The organism is Shimia sp. CNT1-13L.2, assembly GCF_024331145.1.
Classification (GTDB): Bacteria; Pseudomonadota; Alphaproteobacteria; order Rhodobacterales; family Rhodobacteraceae; genus Shimia.
Window position 1 is genome coordinate 368,688 of sequence record NZ_JANDJO010000001.1, and the last position, 19,117, is coordinate 387,804.

The window sequence follows — 19,117 nt, forward strand, 5'->3', positions numbered from 1 at the left end:
GGGCGAAAAAGGATCAAGCGGGGAATGGCGCCAGGTACTGTTCAAAGGTCACGTTCTCGGCAACCTTTCGGGCCTCTGCCTCGGCCTCGGGTGACCGGATGGTCCAGCACAGCACATGCGCGCCCCCGGCCTTCAGCTCCGTCACCCGCGCGCGGCCAAGGTCACTCGCCTGATGGCTGATGAAACAGGCCCCGACGCGGTCATAATCCGGTATCTCGCGCAAGGCATCCCGCCGCGCTGCCGGAACCAGCGGCCAGTCCTCCGCGCCATAGCCATCGGTCACGATCCCGCGCGGCACCTGCGGCAACAGCCGCGCCATCTCGGCCACGCTATGGGGATTGAACGACATAAAGGCAATCGGCCCGCCATAGCCCGCCGCGTCTTCTGCGGTCGCCTGCTCCAGCGCGCCGATGTTGGGGCCAAGAATGCCGTCCTGATCCTTCAACTCGACCAGTAAAGGCACCTGCCCGTCAACGATCTCGAGAACTTCGGCAAAGGTCGGAATGCCCTCATCCCCACCTGTCAGCCCGATCTCGCCCAACTGATCTGCCGTACGCTGCCGTACGGCTCCACTCTCGCCGGTCAGGCGCTCAAGCTGATAGTCGTGAAAGACCATCGCCCGTCCGTCCGCCGAAAGTTGCAGGTCGATCTCGATGCCGTACCCGGCAGCCATCGCCGCGCGGATCGCCGCGCGGCTGTTCTCGGGGCGTCCGTCCGCCACATCATGCAGGGCACGATGCGCTAGCGGCACCGTCAAAAAGGCCGGGTCCAATTTGGTCATTTGATCTGGAAGATGCCTTCGATCTCAACCGCCACACCAAAGGGCAGCGACGCCGCCGACACGGCGGAACGGGCGTGACGACCAGCGTCGCCCAGCGCCTCGACCATGAAATCCGACGCGCCGTTGATCACCTTCGGCTGGTCCCCGAAATCAGCGGTCGAGTTCACGAAACCAACCAGCTTCACAACCCGCACCAGACGGTCGAGATCGCCACCACAGGCCGCCTTCACCTGGCTCAGCAGGCTGATCGCGCAGGTCCGCGCCGCCGCGGCACCGGCCTCGACATCCATGTCGTCGCCCAGCTTGCCCTTGATCATGCCGTCGGCATCCATCGAGATCTGGCCGGATACATGCACGAGGTCCCCCACCTGCACGAAAGGCACATAGTTGGCCGCCGGGGCCGGGGCTTCGGACAGGGTCACACCCAGTTCTGCGAGTTTTGCTTCGAATGCGCTCATTGCTGCGTCTCCCTAAAGGTTTCGGGGCGACGCTAGACTGCGCCGCCCCGACTGGAAAGTCCAAAACCGACCTCTGCTTTATCCTTCGCGGAAAGCCTTGGTGAAATAGTCGGTCAGCGGCTTCACGAGATAGGCAATCGGGGTGCGGTCCGCCGTGCGCAGAAACGCCTCGACCGGCATCCCCGGCACCAGCCGCACATTCTCCGGCAGCTTGGCCTGTTCACCCTCCGACAGCACGATCTCGGCACGGTAATAGCTGACACCGGTAGCCTCATCCTGGAAGGCATCCGCCGAAACCACCAGAACCCGGCCGAACAGTTCCGGCGTATTCCGCTGATCCAGCGCCGAGAACCGCAGGCTCACCTCCTGGTCGGCATAGATCTGGTCGATATGGATAACAGGCACCTGCGCCGCGATGATCAGCGGGCGATCCTGCGGCACCAGGAACAGCACCGGATCGGCCGGACGGATGACCGACCGCGGCGTATAGACCTGAAGACCATAGACGATGCCCGACACCGGGGCCTTGATCTCCAGACGCGACAGCTGCTCCTCAAGGGCACGGCGCTGTTCGGCCAGTTCCAGCTCGCGGTACTGCAAATCACGCAGACGGGTGATCGCCTCCTCGCGGCGGCGCGACGACAGCTTGATCACCTCGATGTCGATCTCGGTAATCCGGCCCGCGGCCTGCGCCTTGGTGGCGGCCAGCTCCCCCACGCGCCCGCTCAGGCTCGCTTCCTCGCGCTGCAACGCCAGCACCCGGCTGGCCTGCGCAAGCCCCTTCTCAAGCAGACCCTGCTGGTCCACCAGTTCCTTGCGGATCAACTCAAGCTGAACCTTCAGGGATTCTTCCTGCGCTTCGATCCCGCGCACCTGATCGGCAATCTGGCTGCGGCGCTTGCCCAGCTGTTCGATCTCGTGGCGCAGCGAATCCACCCGCGCATGGAACAGACGCTCCTGCCCCTGCACGATTTCGGCAATGTCCGGATTGGCGGCGGCCTCTGCCAGAAGTTCGTCTTCAAAGACCACCTCCTCGGCATCGTCGCGCTCGGCCTCAAGCCGTCCACGGCGCGACATCAGTTCGAAAAGCTGCCCCTCCGTGATCGCGAGGTTCGACGCCAGCAAAGTGGCATCCAGGCGGATCAGGGTCTGACCGGCTTCCACCGAGTCGCCCTCGTCCACAAGGATATCCTGCACAAGGCCGCCATCGAGATGCTGAACGATCTGCCGGTTGCGATCCACCTCAATCCGACCCGAGGCAATCACTGCACCGGAAATCTTGGACAGGACCGACCACGAGCCGAACCCACCCACCAGCACAAGCATGGCAAGAAAGCCGATTGTCAGCGGCGTCCGCGCCGACCAGTTCTTCTTGGTGTCGCTCATTGTACGCCTCCGCCACCGGTGCTTTGTTTGATCTGCTGGTGGTTCGCCACCATTTCGCGCAGCACGTCATCTTTCGGACCAAAGGCCGTGCGCATCCCGCCATCCAGCACCAGAAGCATGTCACACTCCTGAATTGCCGCCGGACGGTGCGCCATGATCAGCACCGATTTGCCTTCGGACTTCATCGCCCGGATCGCCCCGTTCAACGCCATCGACCCGTCGTTGTCGAGGTTCGAGTTCGGCTCGTCCAGAACAAGGATCACCGGATCGGCATACATCGCACGCGCAAGGCCGATCCGCTGGATCTGTCCACCCGACAGGCGGCCGCCATTCGGGCTGATCCGCGTGTCATAGCCATCCGGCAGCTTGACGATCATGTCGTGCGCCGCCGCCTTCTTGGCCGCCGCCACAACCTTCGCCGCATCCGGCGCATTGCTCAGCCGCGAGATATTTTCGGCAATCGTGCCTTCGAACAGCTGCACCCGCTGCGGCAGATACCCGATGTATTCCCCAAGCCGGTCGGGATCATACTGGTCCAGCGTCGCCCCATCGAGGCGCACCTTGCCACCTGCCGGACGCCACACGCCGGTCAATGCCCGCGCCAGCGTCGACTTGCCCGCACCCGACGGACCAATCACACCCAGCGCCTGACCGGGTTTCAGGCCAAACGACACCATGCGCAGCGCCGCCTGCTGTTCGCCCGGCGGCACCACCGAAAGCTGGTAGACCTCAAGGTTCGCCTTGGGTGCCGGAAGTTCCGTGCGCGGCTGCTCCGGCGGCACTTCACTCAACAGTTCCGAAAGCGTGCCCCAGCCCTGACGTGCACGCTGAACCGCGGGCCACTGGCCAATCGCCATTTCGATCGGGGCCAGCGCACGACCCAGCAGGATCGAACCGGCAATCATCGCGCCCGGCGTCAACTCGTTCAACAGCACCAGATAGGCCCCAAGACCCAGCATCGCCGACTGCAGGAAGAGGCGGAACGTCTTGGTCGACGAGGTGAAACCACCGCCGATATCCGCTGCCTTCACCTGCGCCTCAAGCGACTTGTCCCGCGCCACCTGCCAACGGTCAAAGGCCGCCGTACGCATCCCCATCGCCGAAACCATCTCGGCCTCGGTACGGATCTGCTCGCCCAGCAGCTCCGACTGATGCTGCGCCATGTTCGCCTTGAGCATCGGGGTGCGGCTCACGCTCTGGTTCAGGAAGGTCGCAATCACCAGCAACGTGCCGCCCACTACCGCCAGCATCCCCAGCCATGGGTGGAAGATCGCGATCCCGGCAAGGAAGAACGGGGTCCACGGAATATCGAACGCCGCCATCAGAACCGGCGAAGACATCAACCGCTGGACCGATTCAAGATCGCGCAGACCGGTCTGTGCCTTGGCATCCGGCGCCACCGCCGACTTGCGCACCACCGCGTCGAACACGCGACGGTCAAGCCGCGCCTGGAACCGTGCGCCAACCCGGCCCATGATCCGCCCGCGCGAGAAATCCAGCAGACCCATCATCCCGTAAAGGAACGCAACCAGCATCGACAGCGCGATCAGCGTCTCTTCCGACCGGCTTCCGAGAACGCGGTCGTAAACCTGCAACATGTACATGGGTCCGGTCAGCATCAGCAGATTCGCAAAGAAACTGAAAATCCCGACGGCCCAGTAAAGCCCACGGCTTTCCCGCCGCGCTGCCCTCAGTTCATCCAAACCTGCCTGGTTTGCTTTTTGGCGCATAATCCCGCATTCCCGCTGTCAAATTCTATAACACATCAATTACACGAAGCCCGCTCACAAACAAATGTCTCCCATCTGCCACAGATTGCGGTTAAAAGGAGACCTTGAGTTTCAGCTTGCTCACTGAATAGTCTAGATGACCTGATACGCAGTTTAGTCCCGTAATTCTATCGCCAATTTGGTATGCCATGAACATCCGCACAAAAATCGCCCCTGTTGCTGCCCTGGTCTGCGCAGCGTTCCTGTCTGCTTGCGGTACGAGCGAGAATGCGGATGTGTCGCGCGGAATTTACGACCCCTATGAAGAAAACAACCGCTTCACGCACCAGTTCAACAAGAACCTCGACACCTATGTCGTGTCGCCCTTGTCCGACGGCTACGGCACCATTGTGCCCGAACCTGTGCGTAACGGCGTCAGCAACTTCTCCGATCACCTCTCGGTGCCCAATGACGTTGTAAACAACGTGCTTCAGGGTGATGTCGGCGGCGCGATGCACAACACCTTCCGTTTCGCCTTCAACACCGTGTTCGGCATCGCCGGCATTTTCGACCCGGCCACCGCGATTGGCGTTCAGCGCGTCGATACCGACTTTGGCGAAACCCTGCACAAATGGGGCGCCGCAGAAGGCCCCTATGTCGAAGAACCCTTCTTCGGCCCGTCCACCTCGCGCGATACCGCGGGCTTTGTTGTCGACATCGTGATCGATCCGTTCTTCATCCTGCTGCGTGACCCCTCCCGCTATGTCGGCGGCGTCGCCTATGTGCTTAACGCCTTCGGGGATCGCTACAAATTCGATTCGACCATCGATGCGCTGCTCTACGAAAGCGCCGACTCCTATGCCCAGGCCCGCAGCATCTACCTGCAAAACCGTCGCTTCGAGCTTGGAATGACGGCCGAGGATCTCTATCTCGACCCCTATGATGATCCATACGCCGAGTAAGGGGAGACCCAGATGACGCATCACCTGAACCGTCGCGGCTTCATTGCGGCCGCTTCCGCAACCGCCCTTGTTGCCACTCTGCCCACAGGCGCGTTTGCCCTGTCGGATGCACAGGCCAAGACGCTGGTCGACAAGGCCGTGGCCGAGATCAACAAGGTCATCGTCTCGGGCAAACCGCTGTCCGGCATGATCCGTGATTTCGAACGCATCTTCGCGAAATACGCCGATGTCTCGATCATCGCCCGTTCGGCGCTTGGGGTGGATGCCCGCCGCGCGTCGTCGTCGCAACTGCGCGCCTATACCAAGGCGTTTCAGGGCTACATGGCCCGCAAGTACGGCAAGCGCTTCGAGGAATTCGTAGGCGGACGCATCGAGGTTCAGGGCGCCCGCAAGGTCAAGAGCTTCCACGAGGTCAAGGCCCGCGCCATCCTCAAGGGCCAGTCACCCTTCGAAGTCAGCTTCCTGGTCTCCGACAAGTCCGGCAAACCGCTGTTCTTCGACATGATCATCGAAGGCATCTCCCTGCGCTTCACCGAAAAAGAAGAAATCGGTGCCATGCTCGACAAGCGCAAAGGCAACCTCGACCAGATGATTGCGGACCTCAAAAAGGCCGGCTGATCCCCTCGACATCCTGGGAATTCTGCGCTCGCCTGCAAAGGCGGGCGCTTTTGCTTTTGGCACAGGTCTGACAGGCGTCAGCCCCCCGCGCGCCCTCAATTCCGCCCGAACAGGTCCTGAATGAGATTGTCGATGGCATTGTCGATCGCGTTGTCGATGGCCTCGCCAATGTCGTCGCTGGTTCGGCGCTTGGGCTTGGTCTTCGGCTTCGGTTTCGGCTGCGGCACGAACGCCGGCAGCGCCTTGGGCGTCGCGCCTTCGTTGACCCGCATCATCACCTCGTGGAAGATCTCGGCCGGCAAACCGCCCCCCGTCACCCCGGTCAGCGGCGTGTTGTCGTCATAGCCCATCCAGACCCCAACCACGTAATCCGCCGTGAACCCGATGAACCAGGCATCCCGCGCTGCCTGCGTGGTGCCGGTCTTGCCCGCCACCTCCCAGCCCGGCAGCGCCGCGCGCCCACCGGTGCCATCGCTCACCACCTTCTCCATCATATAGATCAGCGTCCGCGCCGCACTTTCGGTAATCACCCGCTCGCCAATGCCGCCGCCCGTGCCCATCAGCGGGTTGCTATCCCCCTGCAAACGCAGCTCGACCAGACCATAGGGTGTCACCGACGAGCCACCGTTCAAAATGCCCGCATAGGCGCCGGTCATCTCCAGCAACGAACTCTCCGAGGCCCCCAGCGCCAGCGCCGGACCATCGGCAAGGTTGCTCTCGATGCCAAAACCGCTGGCCACCTTGCGCACGTTCTCGCGCCCCGCGGCCTCGGATATCTTCACCGCCGGAATGTTCAGCGAATTCTTCAGCGCCCAGGTCAGGGTCACTTCACCGTAATGCTTGTTGGTATAGTTCTTCGGACACCACTCGCCCGACCCCGGAATGTCCAGGCAATAGGGCGCGTCGTTCACAAGGTCATCATAGTGATACCCAAGGTCCAGCGCCGTGCCATAGACAAAGGGTTTGAACGCCGAGCCGGTCTGCCGCTTTGCATGAACCGCCCGGTTGAACGCCCCGATCGCGGTGGTATCGCGCCCGCCAACCATGCCGCGCACCGCGCCATCCGCCGACATCACGACAATCGCCGCCTGCGCCTTTGATCCCTGACGCACCTTGTTGTCGAACACCCATTGCAGCCCCTCTTCCGCCGCCTTCTGGATACGCGCATCAAAGGTGGTCTTGAGGATCACGTCCTCGGTGGTGTTGCGGGTAAAGAACTCCGGCCCCGAGGCCATGACCCAATCGGCAAAATACCCGCCTGCATTGGCCTTGGCCGCCTGCGACAGGGTCGCTGGGTTGTCCTGCCAATAGGCGGTCTCCTCATCCGTCAGATAGCCCTGCTCGTTCATCAGGCGCAGCACCGTGGCCGCGCGATCCTGCGAGCGTTTGAGGTTCGAGGTCGGCGCCAGCGACGACGGCGCGGTCAGCAACCCGGCCAGCATCGCGCCTTCCGCCGGGCTCAGAACCGCCGCATGTTTTCCGAAATACCGCTGCGCCGCCGCCTCGGCACCATAGGCACCGCCGCCCATATAGGCGCGGTTCATATAGATCGAGAGGATGTCATCCTTGCTGTACTTGAACTCCATCGCCACCGCATAGACCGCTTCCTTGGCCTTGCGCCAAAGCGATCCGCGACGACAGTCCTGCACATAGGCCGCTTCGCTTTCCCAAGCGTCCTGATCGTATTCGACCCCAAGACACAAGAGTTTCGCCGTCTGCTGCGTGATCGTTGATCCGCCGTGCCCGCTCAAAGGCCCGCGCCCTTCGCGCAGGTTGATACGCACCGCGCTGGCCACACCACGCGGGCTCACCCCGAAATGCCAGTAGAACCGCTTGTCCTCGGTCGCCACCACCGCGTTCTTCAGATCAGGAGACACGCCATCCGCCGTCACCACGCCGCCGAACTGGTCGCCGCGCCAGGCAAACACCTGGTTGTCGCGATCCAGAAGGGTCACCGACCCGCGTGCGCGGCCATCCAGAAGGGTGCGCACATCCGGCAGCGTGGAATAGACATAGCCCACGGCCAGCCCGATGATCAGCACGCTGACAAGGCTCACACGCCAGGTGAAGCCCCAGATGATCCGCCAGATCCAACGAAAGATCCCCAAGACAAAGGCCACAACCGGATGCCGCTTCTTGGCCGGTTTTCTCGAAGGCGCGGGTTTGCGCTTAACCGCTTTTTTCGGTGCAGCCTTCTTCTTCGGTGCGGGCTTGGATTTCGCCCCATACCGATTCTCCGCCACCAATGGCGGCTTCTTACGCCCTGAATCACCCATACCTTGCCCTGCCCGGCCTTCTACTTTGACGGTATTTTAACTTCCTTTGCATACAATGTAGAGGCAAAGAGACATCCCAAACGCCTTTTTGTGTTGCGTATTTTTTAATCACGCAACGCAATCTGTGCAAATTTTGTGCACTTTCACATGTTTTGACGGTGCGAAATTGGGCATTTGCCTTCGTTTTCCCCCACAGCAGCGTTTTTCTGCAGGTGCAAACACGCAGGGACGCACCTGCCAGAGGAAAGGGGAAAACGGTGAAACTGATTATTGCAACAATCAAACCGTTCAAGCTCGAAGAGGTTCGCGAAGCGCTCACCTCCATGGGCGTGCGCGGCATGATGGTAACCGAGATCAAGGGCTTCGGCTCGCAATCCGGCCACACTGAAATTTACCGCGGCGCGGAATACGCCGTGAACTTCGTACCCAAGGTCAAACTGGAACTCGTCGTTCCGGCCTCAATGGCGGACCAAGTGGTCGAGACAATCACCAAAACCGCCCAGACCGGCAAGATCGGCGACGGCAAAATCTTCGTGCTCGACGTGCAGCAGGCAATCCGCGTGCGCACCGGCGAAACTGACGCAGACGCGCTCTAAGCGTTGCAGGAGGACACACTACAATGACCAAATTCACGAAATACGCCCTGCCTGTCGCGCTCGCCGCGATGCCGGCCATGGGCTTTGCCGAAGAAGGCCCCGTGCCGGGCGTCAACGCCTCGACCGACTCGGTCTTCATCTTCAACTCGCTCCTGTTCCTGATCGGTGGCTTCCTGGTGTTCTGGATGGCCGCAGGCTTTGCCATGCTCGAAGCCGGCCTCGTGCGTTCCAAGAACGTCACCATGCAGCTGATGAAGAACGTCGCCCTCTTCTCGCTGGCCGCCATCTTCTACTACCTGATCGGCTACAACCTGATGTACCCGCTCGGCACCTGGTCGGTTGACGGCATCCTGTCTGGCGTCTGGGGCCCCGGTGTTCTCGAAGCTGTTGGCGTGACCGCCGACGCAGCCGACGACTACGGCTACGCTTCGACCGGCTCGGACTTCTTCTTCCAGCTGATGTTCTGCGCCACCACGGCCTCGATCGTATCGGGTACCCTGGCTGAGCGTATCAAACTGTGGCCCTTCCTGATCTTCGTGATCGTCCTGACCGGCATCATCTACCCGCTGCAAGCATCGTGGAAATGGGGCGGTGGCTTCCTGGACGCAATGGGCTTCCTCGACTTCGCTGGCTCGACCGTTGTGCACTCCGTAGGTGGCTGGGCCGCTCTGACCGGCGCGCTGATCCTCGGTCCGCGTATCGGCAAGTACAACAAAGAAGGCAAAACCGTTCCGATCCCCGGTTCGAACCTGACCCTCGCAACCCTGGGTACGTTCATCCTGTGGCTCGGTTGGTTCGGCTTCAACGGCGGCTCGCAGCTGGCCATGGGCACCGTGGGTGACGTTGCAGACGTATCGCGCATCTTCGCCAACACCAACACCGCAGCAGCCGGTGGCGCCATCGCAGCCATGATCGTCTCGCAGCTGATGTTCAAAAAGCCTGACCTCACCATGACCCTCAACGGCGCTCTGGCTGGTCTGGTTTCGATCACTGCAGAACCGCTGACCCCGTCGCTGGGCGCAGCAACCCTGATCGGTATGGTCGGCGGCGTGATCGTTGTCTTCGCCATCCCCTTCATGGACAAGCTGAAGATCGACGACGTTGTTGGCGCGATCCCGGTTCACCTGATCTGCGGCATCTGGGGCACCATCGCGGTTGTCTTCACCAACGCCGATGCCTCGCTGATGGTTCAGCTCTACTCGATCGCTGTTGTCGGTATCTTCACCGTGGTTGTCTCGGGCGTCGTCTGGTTCATCCTCAAGGCCACCATGGGTCTGCGTGTGGACGAAGAGACCGAGATCAACGGCCTCGACATGGCAGAGCTCGGCATGGAAGCCTACCCGGAGTTCACCAACGGCTAAGCCCGCTGGCAAACCCGCAAAAAACACGAAAGCCCGGACAACCGTCCGGGCTTTCTGCTGTCTGGCGCCAGTTACCCCTGGATACGCACCGGCCGCTCCGGCACATGCGGGCGTTTGTGACCATAGGGGGTGCAGTCCAGATGGCGACGATCATGGCGATCCTCGGCCCGGTCCAGCTTGTCCTCGATCACATCCAGCGGCCCGCGATCATAAGCCTCGTCGATAATGTTCTCGATCCGGTCACGGCGATCCTCGACAAGATCGGCACGACACCCCGCATTGGCGGCACTGGCCGCAACCACAAGCAGGCCAAGGGACACGATGACAATGATGAAGTTGGCGATCTTCATGGCGACGTCCTTTCAATGATGCCCAAAGTTACCCCTAGAACGCATTACCTTTGGGTTTCCGTCGCCACATTTTCACAAAAAGACGAATTTTTTCTTTTTGTCCATTTTTCACAAAACCCACAGCCCCGCGCCTGACAGGTTTCCCCGATCAGAGGGGGCCACCCCGGCAGGTTTCAATCACCCTCACTGAAACGCCTTCTGCTGATCCCTGCGCCAACTGCCCGGATCGCGCCCATACTTCGCGCCAAGATCGAAAAGCTCGCCCATATAAACGCGATCAAAAGCCTCGCGCGGCTTGGCCTCGAAACTGGCGGGGATGGACAACAGATGCGCCCGGAACCCGTCGCGCGCTGCCAGGGACAGGATGGTGTCGATATTGCCAAGACTCTGGGATCGGATCAGCATCTCAAAGGTGCGCTCTCCCATCTTCAACAACCGCGTATCCTGCGCGGCATAACGCTTTTCCAACCGCTTGTTGTGCAACAGCCAGATCGTGTTGTTATGTCCGCTCGCCCCGACCCGTCGCAGCACCCGCCGCATGTCGAGCGCGGCAGGATAGACAAATATCTCGCGCGTCAGCCCGCCATCCACATGCAGTTCGGTGCGTTCGATGTCACCCAACCGGACCGGGATACGCACAGGCTCAAACGCAATCGGGATCGACGCCGAAGCCTGAACGACACGGCGGATCAGTTGATAGGCCTCCGGCGTTTCCTGCTCGGCAATCGCCCCAATATCCCACAAAACAGGCCGTTCCGCGTCAATATTGGTGGTACCGATCAACAGCGACCGCCCCTTGCGCGATTCCTCTGCAACCGCCCGCAACACCTCCGGCGTCAGATGTTCACGGATCGCGTTTGCCATGGGCTTGGTCGATGCCAGATACCCCGATCCGAACACCGCACCTGCAACATCAAAATTGGCGATATCCTGCGTCGAGGTCTCGGTATAAAGCTCTTTCAGCCGGTCATCATACTCGGGTCCAAGGAAGGCAAAGGGCGCGATCAGGGCCCCGGTCGAAATGCCGGTGACCATATCGAACTCGGGCCGCTTGCCGCTCTGTGACCACCCGTGCAGCACCCCCGCGCCAAAGGCCCCGTCCTGCCCGCCGCCCGACAGCGCAAGAATGTTCAACCCGTCCCGGCCATTTGGCCACTGCCCGGACTTTGCCTCGTAGTATTTGATAAGCTCGCGAAAATCCTCGTCGCTGGCATCCTCGTAGATCCGCATCCACCACTCGGCACCAACCGGTTGAAAGTCCTCGTACCGATCCGCAGGCGGCGCTTCTGCCTCGCGGTTGTGGCGTGCCACGTCGCACCCGGCCACAAGCAGCACCGAAAAGACAATTGCCCAGACCTTCGCCCGCATCACGCGTTCCTTCTACACTCGGCCGCAGTCTACCCGCCTTTCCACGACAAGTGAAAGACACCAACGAAATGGGCCGCCTGCGGTGATGCAGGCGGCCCACTCGAACACTCTCGAAATCCCGGATCAGATGCCGGTTTCAACAATCGCCTTGGCAAGGATCGGCACAGTGTGCGCGTTCAGGCCGGCAATGTTCAGACGGCTGTCCGACACCATGTAGATGCCGTGCTCGGCGCGCAGGCGCTCGACCATGTCAGGCGTGGTGCCCAGTTGCGAGAACATGCCACGGTGCTGGGCAAGGAAACCGAAACGATCCGACCCCGACAGGCGCTGCAACTCGCTTGCCAGACCTTCGCGCAGGGCTAGCATACCCAGACGGGTGTCTTCCAGCTCGGCCGCCCAATCGGCGCGCAGAGCGTCATCGGTCAGGATCGTGGTCACCACACGCGCCCCGTGATCCGGCGGGAAGGAATAGTTCTGGCGGTTCAGGTGGTTCAGGTTGCCCTGCGTCACCGCGGTGTTGTCCGCCTGCTCCGAAATCGCCATCAGGATACCGGTCCGCTCACGGTACACACCAAAGTTCTTCGAACAGCTGCCCGCAATCAGAAGCTCCGGCACCGACGATGCTACAAGACGGGTGGCCGCCGCGTCTTCTTCCAGACCATCGCCAAAGCCCTGGTAGGCAATGTCGATCATCGGCACGAGACCCTTCTCGTTCAAGAGGTCCACAACCGCCTGCCACTGGGTCAGGTTCAGGTTGGCGCCGGTCGGGTTGTGACAGCAACCATGCAGCAGAACCACGTCGCCCGCCTTGGCCTCCGACAGGTCTTCCATCATGCCGTCAAAGTCGACACCACGGGTTTCGCCGTCGAAATAGCGATAGGCCGTGTGGTTCATGCCAAGGTAGTTCAGGATCGACACGTGGTTCGGCCAGGTCGGGTTCGACACCCAGACAGTGGCATCGGGGCTGGTGTTCTTGATCAGCTCGAAGGCCTGACGCACAGCACCGGTCCCACCGGGGGTGGCCACGGCGGCAATACGATCGCGTGCAACCGTTTCGCCCAGAACCAGACCAATCATCGCATCCGAATAGGCCGGATCGCCCGCCAGGGCCACATAGGCCTTGGTGGTCTGCTCTTCCACCAGACGGCGCTCCGCTTCTTTCACGGCGCGCATGACCGGGGTCACGCCCTCGGCATTCTTGTAAACACCAACGCCCAGGTCGATCTTGGTCGGGCGCGGGTCTTCACGGTACATCGCCATCAGGGCGAGGATTTTGTCTGCGGGTTGAGCTTTGAGTTTTGTGAGCATTACGCTTCTCCGGTGGCAATCGGGAGAGTGGGGAAAGCGCCCCACTCGGTCCAGGATCCGTCATAGACGGAATAGTCACTCTTGCCGAACCGCTCCATCGCGAGGGCAAGAATACAGGCAGTCACACCCGAACCGCAGCTGGTGATCGCGGGCTTGGACAGGTCCACACCCGCCGCCTCGAACACGGCGCGGCACTCTTCGGGGGATTTCAACGTGCCGTTGTCGGTCATCAACTCGGCAAACGGCACGTTCTTGGAATTCGGAATATGGCCCGAGCGCAACCCGGCACGCGGCTCCTCGGCCTCGCCCGTAAAGCGGGCGGCCGAACGGGCATCGATGATCTCGTAGTCACCAAGCTTCGACGCGCTCGACACCTGCGTCACGTCTTTCACAAGGTGGTTCTGGCGGCGCACCGTCATGTGGCGGTCGCGGATCACCGGCGGCAGGTCCTCGATCTCGCGGCCCTCTGCCTGCCACTTGGGCAGACCACCATCCAGCACTGCCACGTCGTTCTGTCCCATCAGCTTGAACAGCCACCACACGCGGCAGGCCGAATTCACGCCGTTGGTGTCATAGACTACCACCTGGTGGCCATCGCCAACACCCATCGCCCGCATCCGGCTCATGAACTTTTCAACCGTCGGCGCCATGTGCGGCAGGTCGCTGCGCAGGTCGGCAATCTCGTCGATATCAAAGAACCGCGCGCCGGGAATATGCGCCGCGTCATATTCCGCCTTCGGGTCGCGGTTTTCCGCGGGCATGTGCCAGGATGCATCGATGATCCGCAGGTCCGGATCTTTCATATGCGCGGCAAGCCAGTCGGTAGATACGAGCGTCCTTGGATCGTCCATGAGCGAAGCCCCCTTTCAGTCAGACTCCTGACTACAACCCGCACACTCAACAGGCAAGGGCGAGGCCCCGCTTATCACGGCCCTGCGACACTGGATTTCCACAGAATACGCCCCGCGATCCGCCCTGTCAGAACAGAACCACGATCCCGGCCCCGACAATGGCCCCAATCGCGCCCAGAACCGCAGCGGGCTTTGGCGGACGCCCGTCCTTCAGCCAGAGAATCGGCAGCACCAGAACCGGCGACAAAGACCCGAACACCGCCGCCAGCCCGGCATGGAAATGCGCAAAGGCATAGAGCAGCAGCGACGAGGACACCACGTAGCCAATCACCCCCGGCAGCACCACCCGCCCCAGCAGAGCCGGCGTCATCTCGGCGTCACTCCGGAACACCCGCGCCGGCCACAGCGCCACACAGGAGATCAGGAACGCCGCCCCCAGCAACCGCACGGACGAGGCCGCAAGCGGATCGGTGCCCGCCAGCATCGCGGGCTTCATCAGCAGGAACCCTAAGCCCTGACAGGCCGTCGCCACCAACCCCAAAAGCACCACCCGCCAAAGGCTGCCTCGCAGACGGTCGCTCTCGGATCGGTCATCTCCTCCGAACTGGATGGTGACCATCACGCTGGCCAGAACCACCAGCGCACCCACCATATCCATCACCGACACCCGTTCGCCCAGCCAGACAAAGGCCATCAGGGCCACCAGCGGCCCCTTGAACGACAGCAACAGCTCGGTCCGACGTGGCCCGCCCAGCCGCAGGCATTCGATCATTGCCAGATTGCCAAGAAAAATGCCGACCACCGTGCTGGCCACGAAGGCCGGCCAGTGGTCCCAGGTCACGCTGGGCCAAAGCCCCAACACCGAACAAAGCAGGCTGACAATGGCGGCACAGGCCACCAGTTGAATGCGGGTAAACTCAAACGCCCCAAGCCGCCGCGCCGGGGCCTGCGCCAGCACGATGCCCGTCGCCCAGCCCGTCGAGGCCCCAACGGCGGCCAGAATTGGAATTGCGACCACGATCCGCCCATCCTACATTAGCTACGGTTTCCGTAGCAGATAGGTCGCTACACAAAAGATAGCAAGAGGCAAACCATGACCAACACCCATCCCATGCCCGGATTGCCCGTGCGCGGATCGAAATCCGGCAAACCGATCATGGCACTGTTCGATCTTCTGGGGCGCAGCTGGTCGCTGGGGATCATCTGGCAACTGTCAGACGGCAGCCCCGCCACCTTTCGCCAGCTTCAGGACCGCTGCGAAACCGTCTCGCCCACCGTGTTGAACAAACGCCTCAAGGAACTGCGCGCCTGCGCGCTGGTCGATCACGACGGGTCCGGCTACCGCCTGACCCCGCTCGGGCGGGAGCTGTTTGAAATGCTGCATCCCTTCGGGGCCTGGTCCAACACCTGGTCCGAGGCCCTTCAGGAGCAACAGGACAGCTAGGCTTACTTGCCCAGCGCCTTGCGGATGACGCTCACGATGGCCAAAACCACGCCGCCGCCAACACCGCCACTGGCGATCTGGCCGATGATGCCCATCAGGTCGACACCACCCCCCGCCAGCGCACCGGCCCCGACCATGCTCAGAAGCTGACCGCCAAGGCCACCGCCCACGATCCCGGCAATCGAGTTGATCACCACACCCTGGTCGATCTTGTTGATCAGGCGTCCCGACAGGTTGCCGCCGATGGCACCGGAAATCAGCGAAATCAGAAGTTCCATGAGTATTCCCCTTACATCGGGGCTTTTTGGGTCCATGCGCACCGAGGTGCCCCACGCCCCGTCCGCACCTCGACCCTAGGCTGGTGGCCTCCTCCCCAGACACGGGAAAACACCAACATCCTTCCCCGCAGCCCCTTGGGCCACACAGGACATCACTCAAAATGGAAACAGATCACTCGCCGTGACGCAGCAGACGTTGCTTCTGACGGCCCCAGTCACGCTTGGCTTCGCTCGCCCGCTTGTCGTGGTTCTTCTTACCCTTGGCGATGCCCAGCTTCATTTTAACAAGGCCCTTGTGGTTGAAGTACATCACCAGCGGCACAAGGGTCATGCCCTTGCGTTGGGTCGCACTCCACAGGTTCGCCAACTCCCTCTTGCTCACCAATAGCTTGCGGCGGCGGCGCTCTTCATGGCTGAACATCGCCCGGTCGTAGGGCGCGATATAGGAGTTCACCAGCCAAAGCTCCCCATCCTCGACCGCCGCATAGCTTTCGGCGACATTGGCGCTGTTCTCACGCAGGGATTTCACTTCCGACCCGCTCAGAACGATACCGCATTCGATATCTTCCTCGATGGCATAGTCGAACCGTGCCCGCCGGTTCTCGGCGATCACCTTATAGTTCGGATCGGTCTTTTGCTTGTTCTTTGCCATGATCGGCATTGATTACCCTGACGCGTACGGGGTGTCCATGACCTCAAGTCAGGACAAACGGATATTCACCTCGCGTGGGTTTTCTGCCAGTTTGCCCTACATTCTCGAGAAATGAGGAGATTCCCCTGTCCACCCTGTCGCCGTTTCATGAACGGGCCGAGCGCCTGATCCAATGCAAGAGCATCGAATCGCTCTGGGAATGTCACGTCGAAAACATGGCGGGTTTCGGGTTTGACAGGCTCCTCTACATGGCGACCACCTTGTCACAACCCGGCAACTGGGGAGACCCCGCCGACCGGCTGGTTCTGACCAACTATCCCGCCCCGGTGATCGACACCTTCATCGGCGAAGGCCTGCACCGCACCACCGCCAAGATCCCAAGCCCGGCCGAAGGGCCCGGTGCCTACAGCTGGCGCAAGAGCCGCATCGCCAACGATGCCCCGCCAACCCGCGCCGAACGCGCCCATATGGCCCTGTGCAACAAGTGGAAGATCACGGCGGGATATACCATCTGGTTCAGCGACCTGCGTCAGCGCCGCAAGGGGGTCATGGGCCTCTGTGCCAAGGTCGGGCTGTCACAGGCCGACGTGGATCGCACCTGGCTGGAACACGGCCACGAAATCCACGCGCTCTGTAACATCCTGCACCTCAAGGCGCTGTCCCTGCCCAGCCCCGATCACCGCAATCTGCTGACATCCCGCCAGCGCGAGGTGCTGAACGGCATCGCCGACGGTCTTTCGACCCAGGAACTGGCCAGCAAGATGGGCCTCAGCAGGGCCACCGTCGAAAAGCACCTGCGCCTCGCCAGACAGGCCCTCAATGCCGAAACCACGGCCAACGCCATCCACAAGGCCTCCGAACTCCATCAGCTCTTCCTGCTGCGCGAAGCGGTCTGACGCTGCGCCTGCACACTGCGCTTTACAAGTCCCCCGCTCCTCCCCTACACATGACGTGATGGTTCCCGGATCGACTCTCAAATCGTGACGGGAAAAGGGAACACGGTGCGGCCCGCAAGGGCCAAGTCCGAGACTGCCCCCGCAACTGTAAGCGGCGAGCTATCCTGAGATACGCCACTGGCCACATGGCCGGGAAGGTTCAGGAGACGCGACGACCCGCAAGTCAGGAGACCTGCCATCGTGAACCGTAACCTACTACCGGGCGGGGTGCCCCGGAGGGAGACAGAGCATGACAGCGCAGCGCGCAACACAATCTGGCCCTTTCCAGCCCCCGCACAAGCGCGGAGGGCGTCATGAACCGGCCATTTCCCCATAAAATCACCTTTTGCTCGATGTGCCCCCACACGGGCCAAACCTGCCGTCCCGGCTTTGAAATGGCGCGCAAGCTGTGCCAGTCGATCAGCGCCAGCGGCGACCTGATCGCCGACGATTTCGAAATGTCGGGCCACGTCGAGATGGTGGGCTGCTCGCGCCCCTGCGTCGGCGTCTTCCACGCCACCAAGTCGGCCTGCCACATGTTCGGCGACGTCGAAGAGGACGCCGATGTCGACGCGCTCCTGTGTGACGCCCGAATCGCGGCCCGCGGCCATGGCGACTGGCCTCAGGATGGCACAGGGCCAATCCCCGCCGCCGTCGTTGCCTTCGACACACAGGCCCGGGCGCTGTCATGACCCCGGCCCGGCTCGAGACCCGAAATCTCGGCTGGGTGCCTGCCAACGGAACGACGCCTGTGCTGCGCGAGATCACGCTCTCGGTCGCGGCCCGGTCGGTTGTTGGCATCACATCCGGCTGTGCCTTCGAACAGGCCGCGCTGATGCACCTTCTCGGCGGCATGATGCCCCCAAGTTGCGGCCAGCTTCTCATCGACGGAGACCCCACCTCGACCATGCCGCCCCGCCGGCTGGCGCGAAAGCTGGCCTTCGTCGCGATGGACGACTGGCACAACGATCCGCGCTGCGTCATCGACATCCTGCGCGACGGGCGTGCCCTGCACCGGCTTGGGTTTCACACCCCCAACCCGCGTGACGCCGAAGTCGTCTCAGGGGTCATGGATCGCCTGAACCTGCGCCGCATCGCCTTCTCGACACTGGACGGCCTGTCCCCGGCAATCGCCCTGCGGGTGATGCTCGCCCGCGCGATGGTGCAGGAACCGGACCTGATCGTTCTGAGCGAGACACCACCCGGCCTCGACGATTTCGCCCTCTTCCCGCTGTTCGACCATCTGCGCCAGTCGGGCCAGACAGTGATCGCGGGTTTTGACGATGGCGACCTCGCGCTTGGCCTCTGTGACAGGGTTCTCGACCTCGACCGTGGCCGCCTTACGTCGGCAGGGCCCCGCCGAGCGCACCGGCAAGGATAAGCACCAGCGCCACGCCATGCACGATCAGGATCGCCTTGAGGGTCCGGGCAAAGGGCTGCTTGCGGGTCTTGTGCCGAAACAGGGTCTGCCCCAGCCGCGCCGCGGGGCTTCCGCCCAGCATGGCAATCAACAGAAGGGTCGGCTCGGGCACCCGCCACCAGCCGGCCCGCGCGCACAGCTTGTCCCAGCCAAACGCGATGAAGCTCATCACGTTGATAAGCCCCAGCCACCACAGGAACAGAATCACTGCGTTGTCCGCCACCGGTTTTGTCCTTCGCACCTTTTGTTACCTTCAGATGTAATCGCCGTGCGCCGCCGATACCATCCCGCTTTTGCCGATTTGCCGCACTGCAATACCGACGTAATACCGACACGATACCGCCGGAAAACCGAAGCCCCCGTT

At 62.0% G+C, this 19,117-nt stretch carries 21 protein-coding genes and 1 riboswitch; of the genes, 8 read left to right on the plus strand and 13 right to left on the minus strand.

Annotation, left to right across the window (positions count from 1 at the left end; translation table 11 throughout):
• Nucleotides 1-13: 13 nt before the first annotated feature.
• From NNA36_RS01870 to NNA36_RS01885, 4 genes are all read right to left on the minus strand, one after another.
• Entirely contained in the window at nt 14-781 is a 768-nt protein-coding gene (locus NNA36_RS01870; protein ID WP_255103693.1) for a glycerophosphodiester phosphodiesterase family protein, read from the minus strand.
• Complete coding sequence (locus NNA36_RS01875) at nt 778-1,239, minus strand: RidA family protein (protein ID WP_255103695.1); 462 nt, start codon at nt 1,237-1,239, stop codon at nt 778-780. The genes NNA36_RS01870 and NNA36_RS01875 overlap by 4 nt, the downstream gene beginning before the upstream one ends.
• Nucleotides 1,240-1,317: 78 nt before the next feature.
• Entirely contained in the window at nt 1,318-2,625 is a 1,308-nt protein-coding gene (locus NNA36_RS01880) for an HlyD family type I secretion periplasmic adaptor subunit (RefSeq protein ID WP_255103697.1), read from the minus strand.
• On the minus strand, nt 2,622-4,355 hold the full coding sequence (locus NNA36_RS01885; RefSeq protein WP_255103699.1) for a type I secretion system permease/ATPase: 1,734 nt from the start codon (nt 4,353-4,355) through the stop codon (nt 2,622-2,624). Before NNA36_RS01885 ends, NNA36_RS01880 begins: the two co-directional genes overlap by 4 nt.
• A gap of 188 nt (nt 4,356-4,543) precedes the next feature.
• Here NNA36_RS01885 and NNA36_RS01890 point away from each other — a divergent pair, with 188 nt between their 5' ends.
• Nucleotides 4,544-5,296, plus strand: a complete 753-nt coding sequence (locus NNA36_RS01890; RefSeq protein ID WP_255103701.1) for a VacJ family lipoprotein — start codon at nt 4,544-4,546, stop codon at nt 5,294-5,296.
• 12 nt (nt 5,297-5,308) lie between these two features.
• Nucleotides 5,309-5,914 (plus strand): phospholipid-binding protein MlaC, encoded by a 606-nt coding sequence (locus NNA36_RS01895; protein ID WP_255103703.1) that lies wholly within the window; start codon nt 5,309-5,311, stop codon nt 5,912-5,914.
• Nucleotides 5,915-6,009: 95 nt separating this feature from the next.
• On the opposite strand, the gene NNA36_RS01900 is transcribed toward NNA36_RS01895, so the two are convergent.
• A complete protein-coding gene (locus NNA36_RS01900) occupies nt 6,010-8,190 on the minus strand; it encodes a transglycosylase domain-containing protein (protein ID WP_255103705.1) in 2,181 nt (726 codons plus the stop codon).
• 257 nt (nt 8,191-8,447) lie between these two features.
• Between NNA36_RS01900 and NNA36_RS01905 the strand changes: the two genes are divergently transcribed.
• Nucleotides 8,448-8,786, plus strand: coding sequence for a P-II family nitrogen regulator (locus tag NNA36_RS01905; protein WP_255103707.1), 339 nt, complete (start codon nt 8,448-8,450; stop codon nt 8,784-8,786).
• 23 nt (nt 8,787-8,809) lie between these two features.
• Nucleotides 8,810-10,147 carry an ammonium transporter gene (locus NNA36_RS01910; RefSeq protein WP_255103709.1) on the plus strand — a complete coding sequence of 446 codons (1,338 nt, stop codon included), beginning with the start codon at nt 8,810-8,812 and terminating at the stop codon, nt 10,145-10,147.
• Between the two features lie 71 nt (nt 10,148-10,218).
• Here the strand turns inward: NNA36_RS01910 and NNA36_RS01915 are convergent, their stop codons facing one another.
• The 5 genes from NNA36_RS01915 to NNA36_RS01935 form a co-directional block, all read right to left on the minus strand.
• Entirely contained in the window at nt 10,219-10,497 is a 279-nt protein-coding gene (locus tag NNA36_RS01915) for a hypothetical protein (protein ID WP_255103710.1), read from the minus strand.
• A gap of 183 nt (nt 10,498-10,680) precedes the next feature.
• A complete protein-coding gene (locus tag NNA36_RS01920; protein ID WP_255103712.1) occupies nt 10,681-11,865 on the minus strand; it encodes a patatin-like phospholipase family protein in 1,185 nt (394 codons plus the stop codon).
• A 123-nt stretch (nt 11,866-11,988) separates the two neighbouring features.
• Entirely contained in the window at nt 11,989-13,173 is a 1,185-nt protein-coding gene (locus NNA36_RS01925; protein WP_255103715.1) for an amino acid aminotransferase, read from the minus strand.
• On the minus strand, nt 13,173-14,024 hold the full coding sequence (sseA, locus tag NNA36_RS01930; RefSeq protein WP_255103717.1) for a 3-mercaptopyruvate sulfurtransferase: 852 nt from the start codon (nt 14,022-14,024) through the stop codon (nt 13,173-13,175). The genes NNA36_RS01925 and sseA overlap by 1 nt, the downstream gene beginning before the upstream one ends.
• Nucleotides 14,025-14,151: 127 nt before the next feature.
• On the minus strand, nt 14,152-15,042 hold the full coding sequence (locus NNA36_RS01935) for a DMT family transporter (RefSeq protein WP_255103719.1): 891 nt from the start codon (nt 15,040-15,042) through the stop codon (nt 14,152-14,154).
• 75 nt (nt 15,043-15,117) lie between these two features.
• Between NNA36_RS01935 and NNA36_RS01940 the strand changes: the two genes are divergently transcribed.
• Nucleotides 15,118-15,468 (plus strand): helix-turn-helix domain-containing protein, encoded by a 351-nt coding sequence (locus tag NNA36_RS01940; RefSeq protein WP_255103721.1) that lies wholly within the window; start codon nt 15,118-15,120, stop codon nt 15,466-15,468.
• A 2-nt stretch (nt 15,469-15,470) separates the two neighbouring features.
• Here NNA36_RS01940 and NNA36_RS01945 read toward each other — a convergent pair whose 3' ends face one another.
• Complete coding sequence (locus NNA36_RS01945) at nt 15,471-15,746, minus strand: hypothetical protein (protein WP_255103723.1); 276 nt, start codon at nt 15,744-15,746, stop codon at nt 15,471-15,473.
• A 172-nt stretch (nt 15,747-15,918) separates the two neighbouring features.
• Complete coding sequence (smpB, locus tag NNA36_RS01950; RefSeq protein ID WP_255104386.1) at nt 15,919-16,398, minus strand: SsrA-binding protein SmpB; 480 nt, start codon at nt 16,396-16,398, stop codon at nt 15,919-15,921.
• Between the two features lie 74 nt (nt 16,399-16,472).
• Here smpB and NNA36_RS01955 point away from each other — a divergent pair, with 74 nt between their 5' ends.
• From NNA36_RS01955 to NNA36_RS01965, 3 genes are all read left to right on the plus strand, one after another.
• A complete protein-coding gene (locus NNA36_RS01955; protein WP_255103724.1) occupies nt 16,473-17,294 on the plus strand; it encodes a LuxR family transcriptional regulator in 822 nt (273 codons plus the stop codon).
• 42 nt (nt 17,295-17,336) lie between these two features.
• A riboswitch (cobalamin riboswitch) is annotated at nt 17,337-17,549 on the plus strand.
• Nucleotides 17,550-17,647: 98 nt separating this feature from the next.
• Entirely contained in the window at nt 17,648-18,025 is a 378-nt protein-coding gene (locus tag NNA36_RS01960) for a DUF1636 domain-containing protein (RefSeq protein ID WP_255103726.1), read from the plus strand.
• A complete protein-coding gene (locus NNA36_RS01965; protein WP_255103728.1) occupies nt 18,022-18,714 on the plus strand; it encodes an ATP-binding cassette domain-containing protein in 693 nt (230 codons plus the stop codon). Before NNA36_RS01960 ends, NNA36_RS01965 begins: the two co-directional genes overlap by 4 nt.
• Here NNA36_RS01965 and NNA36_RS01970 read toward each other — a convergent pair.
• Nucleotides 18,674-18,976: a DUF1294 domain-containing protein gene (locus NNA36_RS01970; RefSeq protein ID WP_255103731.1), complete on the minus strand. Its 303-nt coding sequence runs from the start codon at nt 18,974-18,976 to the stop codon at nt 18,674-18,676. The genes NNA36_RS01965 and NNA36_RS01970 overlap by 41 nt on opposite strands.
• Between the last annotated feature and the right edge of the window lie 141 nt (nt 18,977-19,117).

Excerpts from the sequence above, each read along its gene's own strand:
- NNA36_RS01870 (WP_255103693.1), bottom strand. The coding sequence starts at position 781 with ATGACCAAATTGGACCCGGCCTTTTTGACGGTGCCGCTAGCGCATCGT.
- NNA36_RS01875 (WP_255103695.1), bottom strand. The coding sequence starts at position 1,239 with ATGAGCGCATTCGAAGCAAAACTCGCAGAACTGGGTGTGACCCTGTCC.
- NNA36_RS01880 (WP_255103697.1), bottom strand. The coding sequence starts at position 2,625 with ATGAGCGACACCAAGAAGAACTGGTCGGCGCGGACGCCGCTGACAATC.
- NNA36_RS01885 (WP_255103699.1), bottom strand. The coding sequence starts at position 4,355 with ATGCGCCAAAAAGCAAACCAGGCAGGTTTGGATGAACTGAGGGCAGCG.
- NNA36_RS01890 (WP_255103701.1), top strand. The coding sequence starts at position 4,544 with ATGAACATCCGCACAAAAATCGCCCCTGTTGCTGCCCTGGTCTGCGCA.
- NNA36_RS01895 (WP_255103703.1), top strand. The coding sequence starts at position 5,309 with ATGACGCATCACCTGAACCGTCGCGGCTTCATTGCGGCCGCTTCCGCA.
- NNA36_RS01900 (WP_255103705.1), bottom strand. The coding sequence starts at position 8,190 with ATGGGTGATTCAGGGCGTAAGAAGCCGCCATTGGTGGCGGAGAATCGG.
- NNA36_RS01910 (WP_255103709.1), top strand. The coding sequence starts at position 8,810 with ATGACCAAATTCACGAAATACGCCCTGCCTGTCGCGCTCGCCGCGATG.
- NNA36_RS01915 (WP_255103710.1), bottom strand. The coding sequence starts at position 10,497 with ATGAAGATCGCCAACTTCATCATTGTCATCGTGTCCCTTGGCCTGCTT.
- NNA36_RS01920 (WP_255103712.1), bottom strand. The coding sequence starts at position 11,865 with ATGCGGGCGAAGGTCTGGGCAATTGTCTTTTCGGTGCTGCTTGTGGCC.
- NNA36_RS01925 (WP_255103715.1), bottom strand. The coding sequence starts at position 13,173 with ATGCTCACAAAACTCAAAGCTCAACCCGCAGACAAAATCCTCGCCCTG.
- sseA (WP_255103717.1), bottom strand. The coding sequence starts at position 14,024 with ATGGACGATCCAAGGACGCTCGTATCTACCGACTGGCTTGCCGCGCAT.
- NNA36_RS01940 (WP_255103721.1), top strand. The coding sequence starts at position 15,118 with ATGACCAACACCCATCCCATGCCCGGATTGCCCGTGCGCGGATCGAAA.
- NNA36_RS01945 (WP_255103723.1), bottom strand. The coding sequence starts at position 15,746 with ATGGAACTTCTGATTTCGCTGATTTCCGGTGCCATCGGCGGCAACCTG.
- smpB (WP_255104386.1), bottom strand. The coding sequence starts at position 16,398 with ATGGCAAAGAACAAGCAAAAGACCGATCCGAACTATAAGGTGATCGCC.
- NNA36_RS01960 (WP_255103726.1), top strand. The coding sequence starts at position 17,648 with ATGAACCGGCCATTTCCCCATAAAATCACCTTTTGCTCGATGTGCCCC.
- NNA36_RS01965 (WP_255103728.1), top strand. The coding sequence starts at position 18,022 with ATGACCCCGGCCCGGCTCGAGACCCGAAATCTCGGCTGGGTGCCTGCC.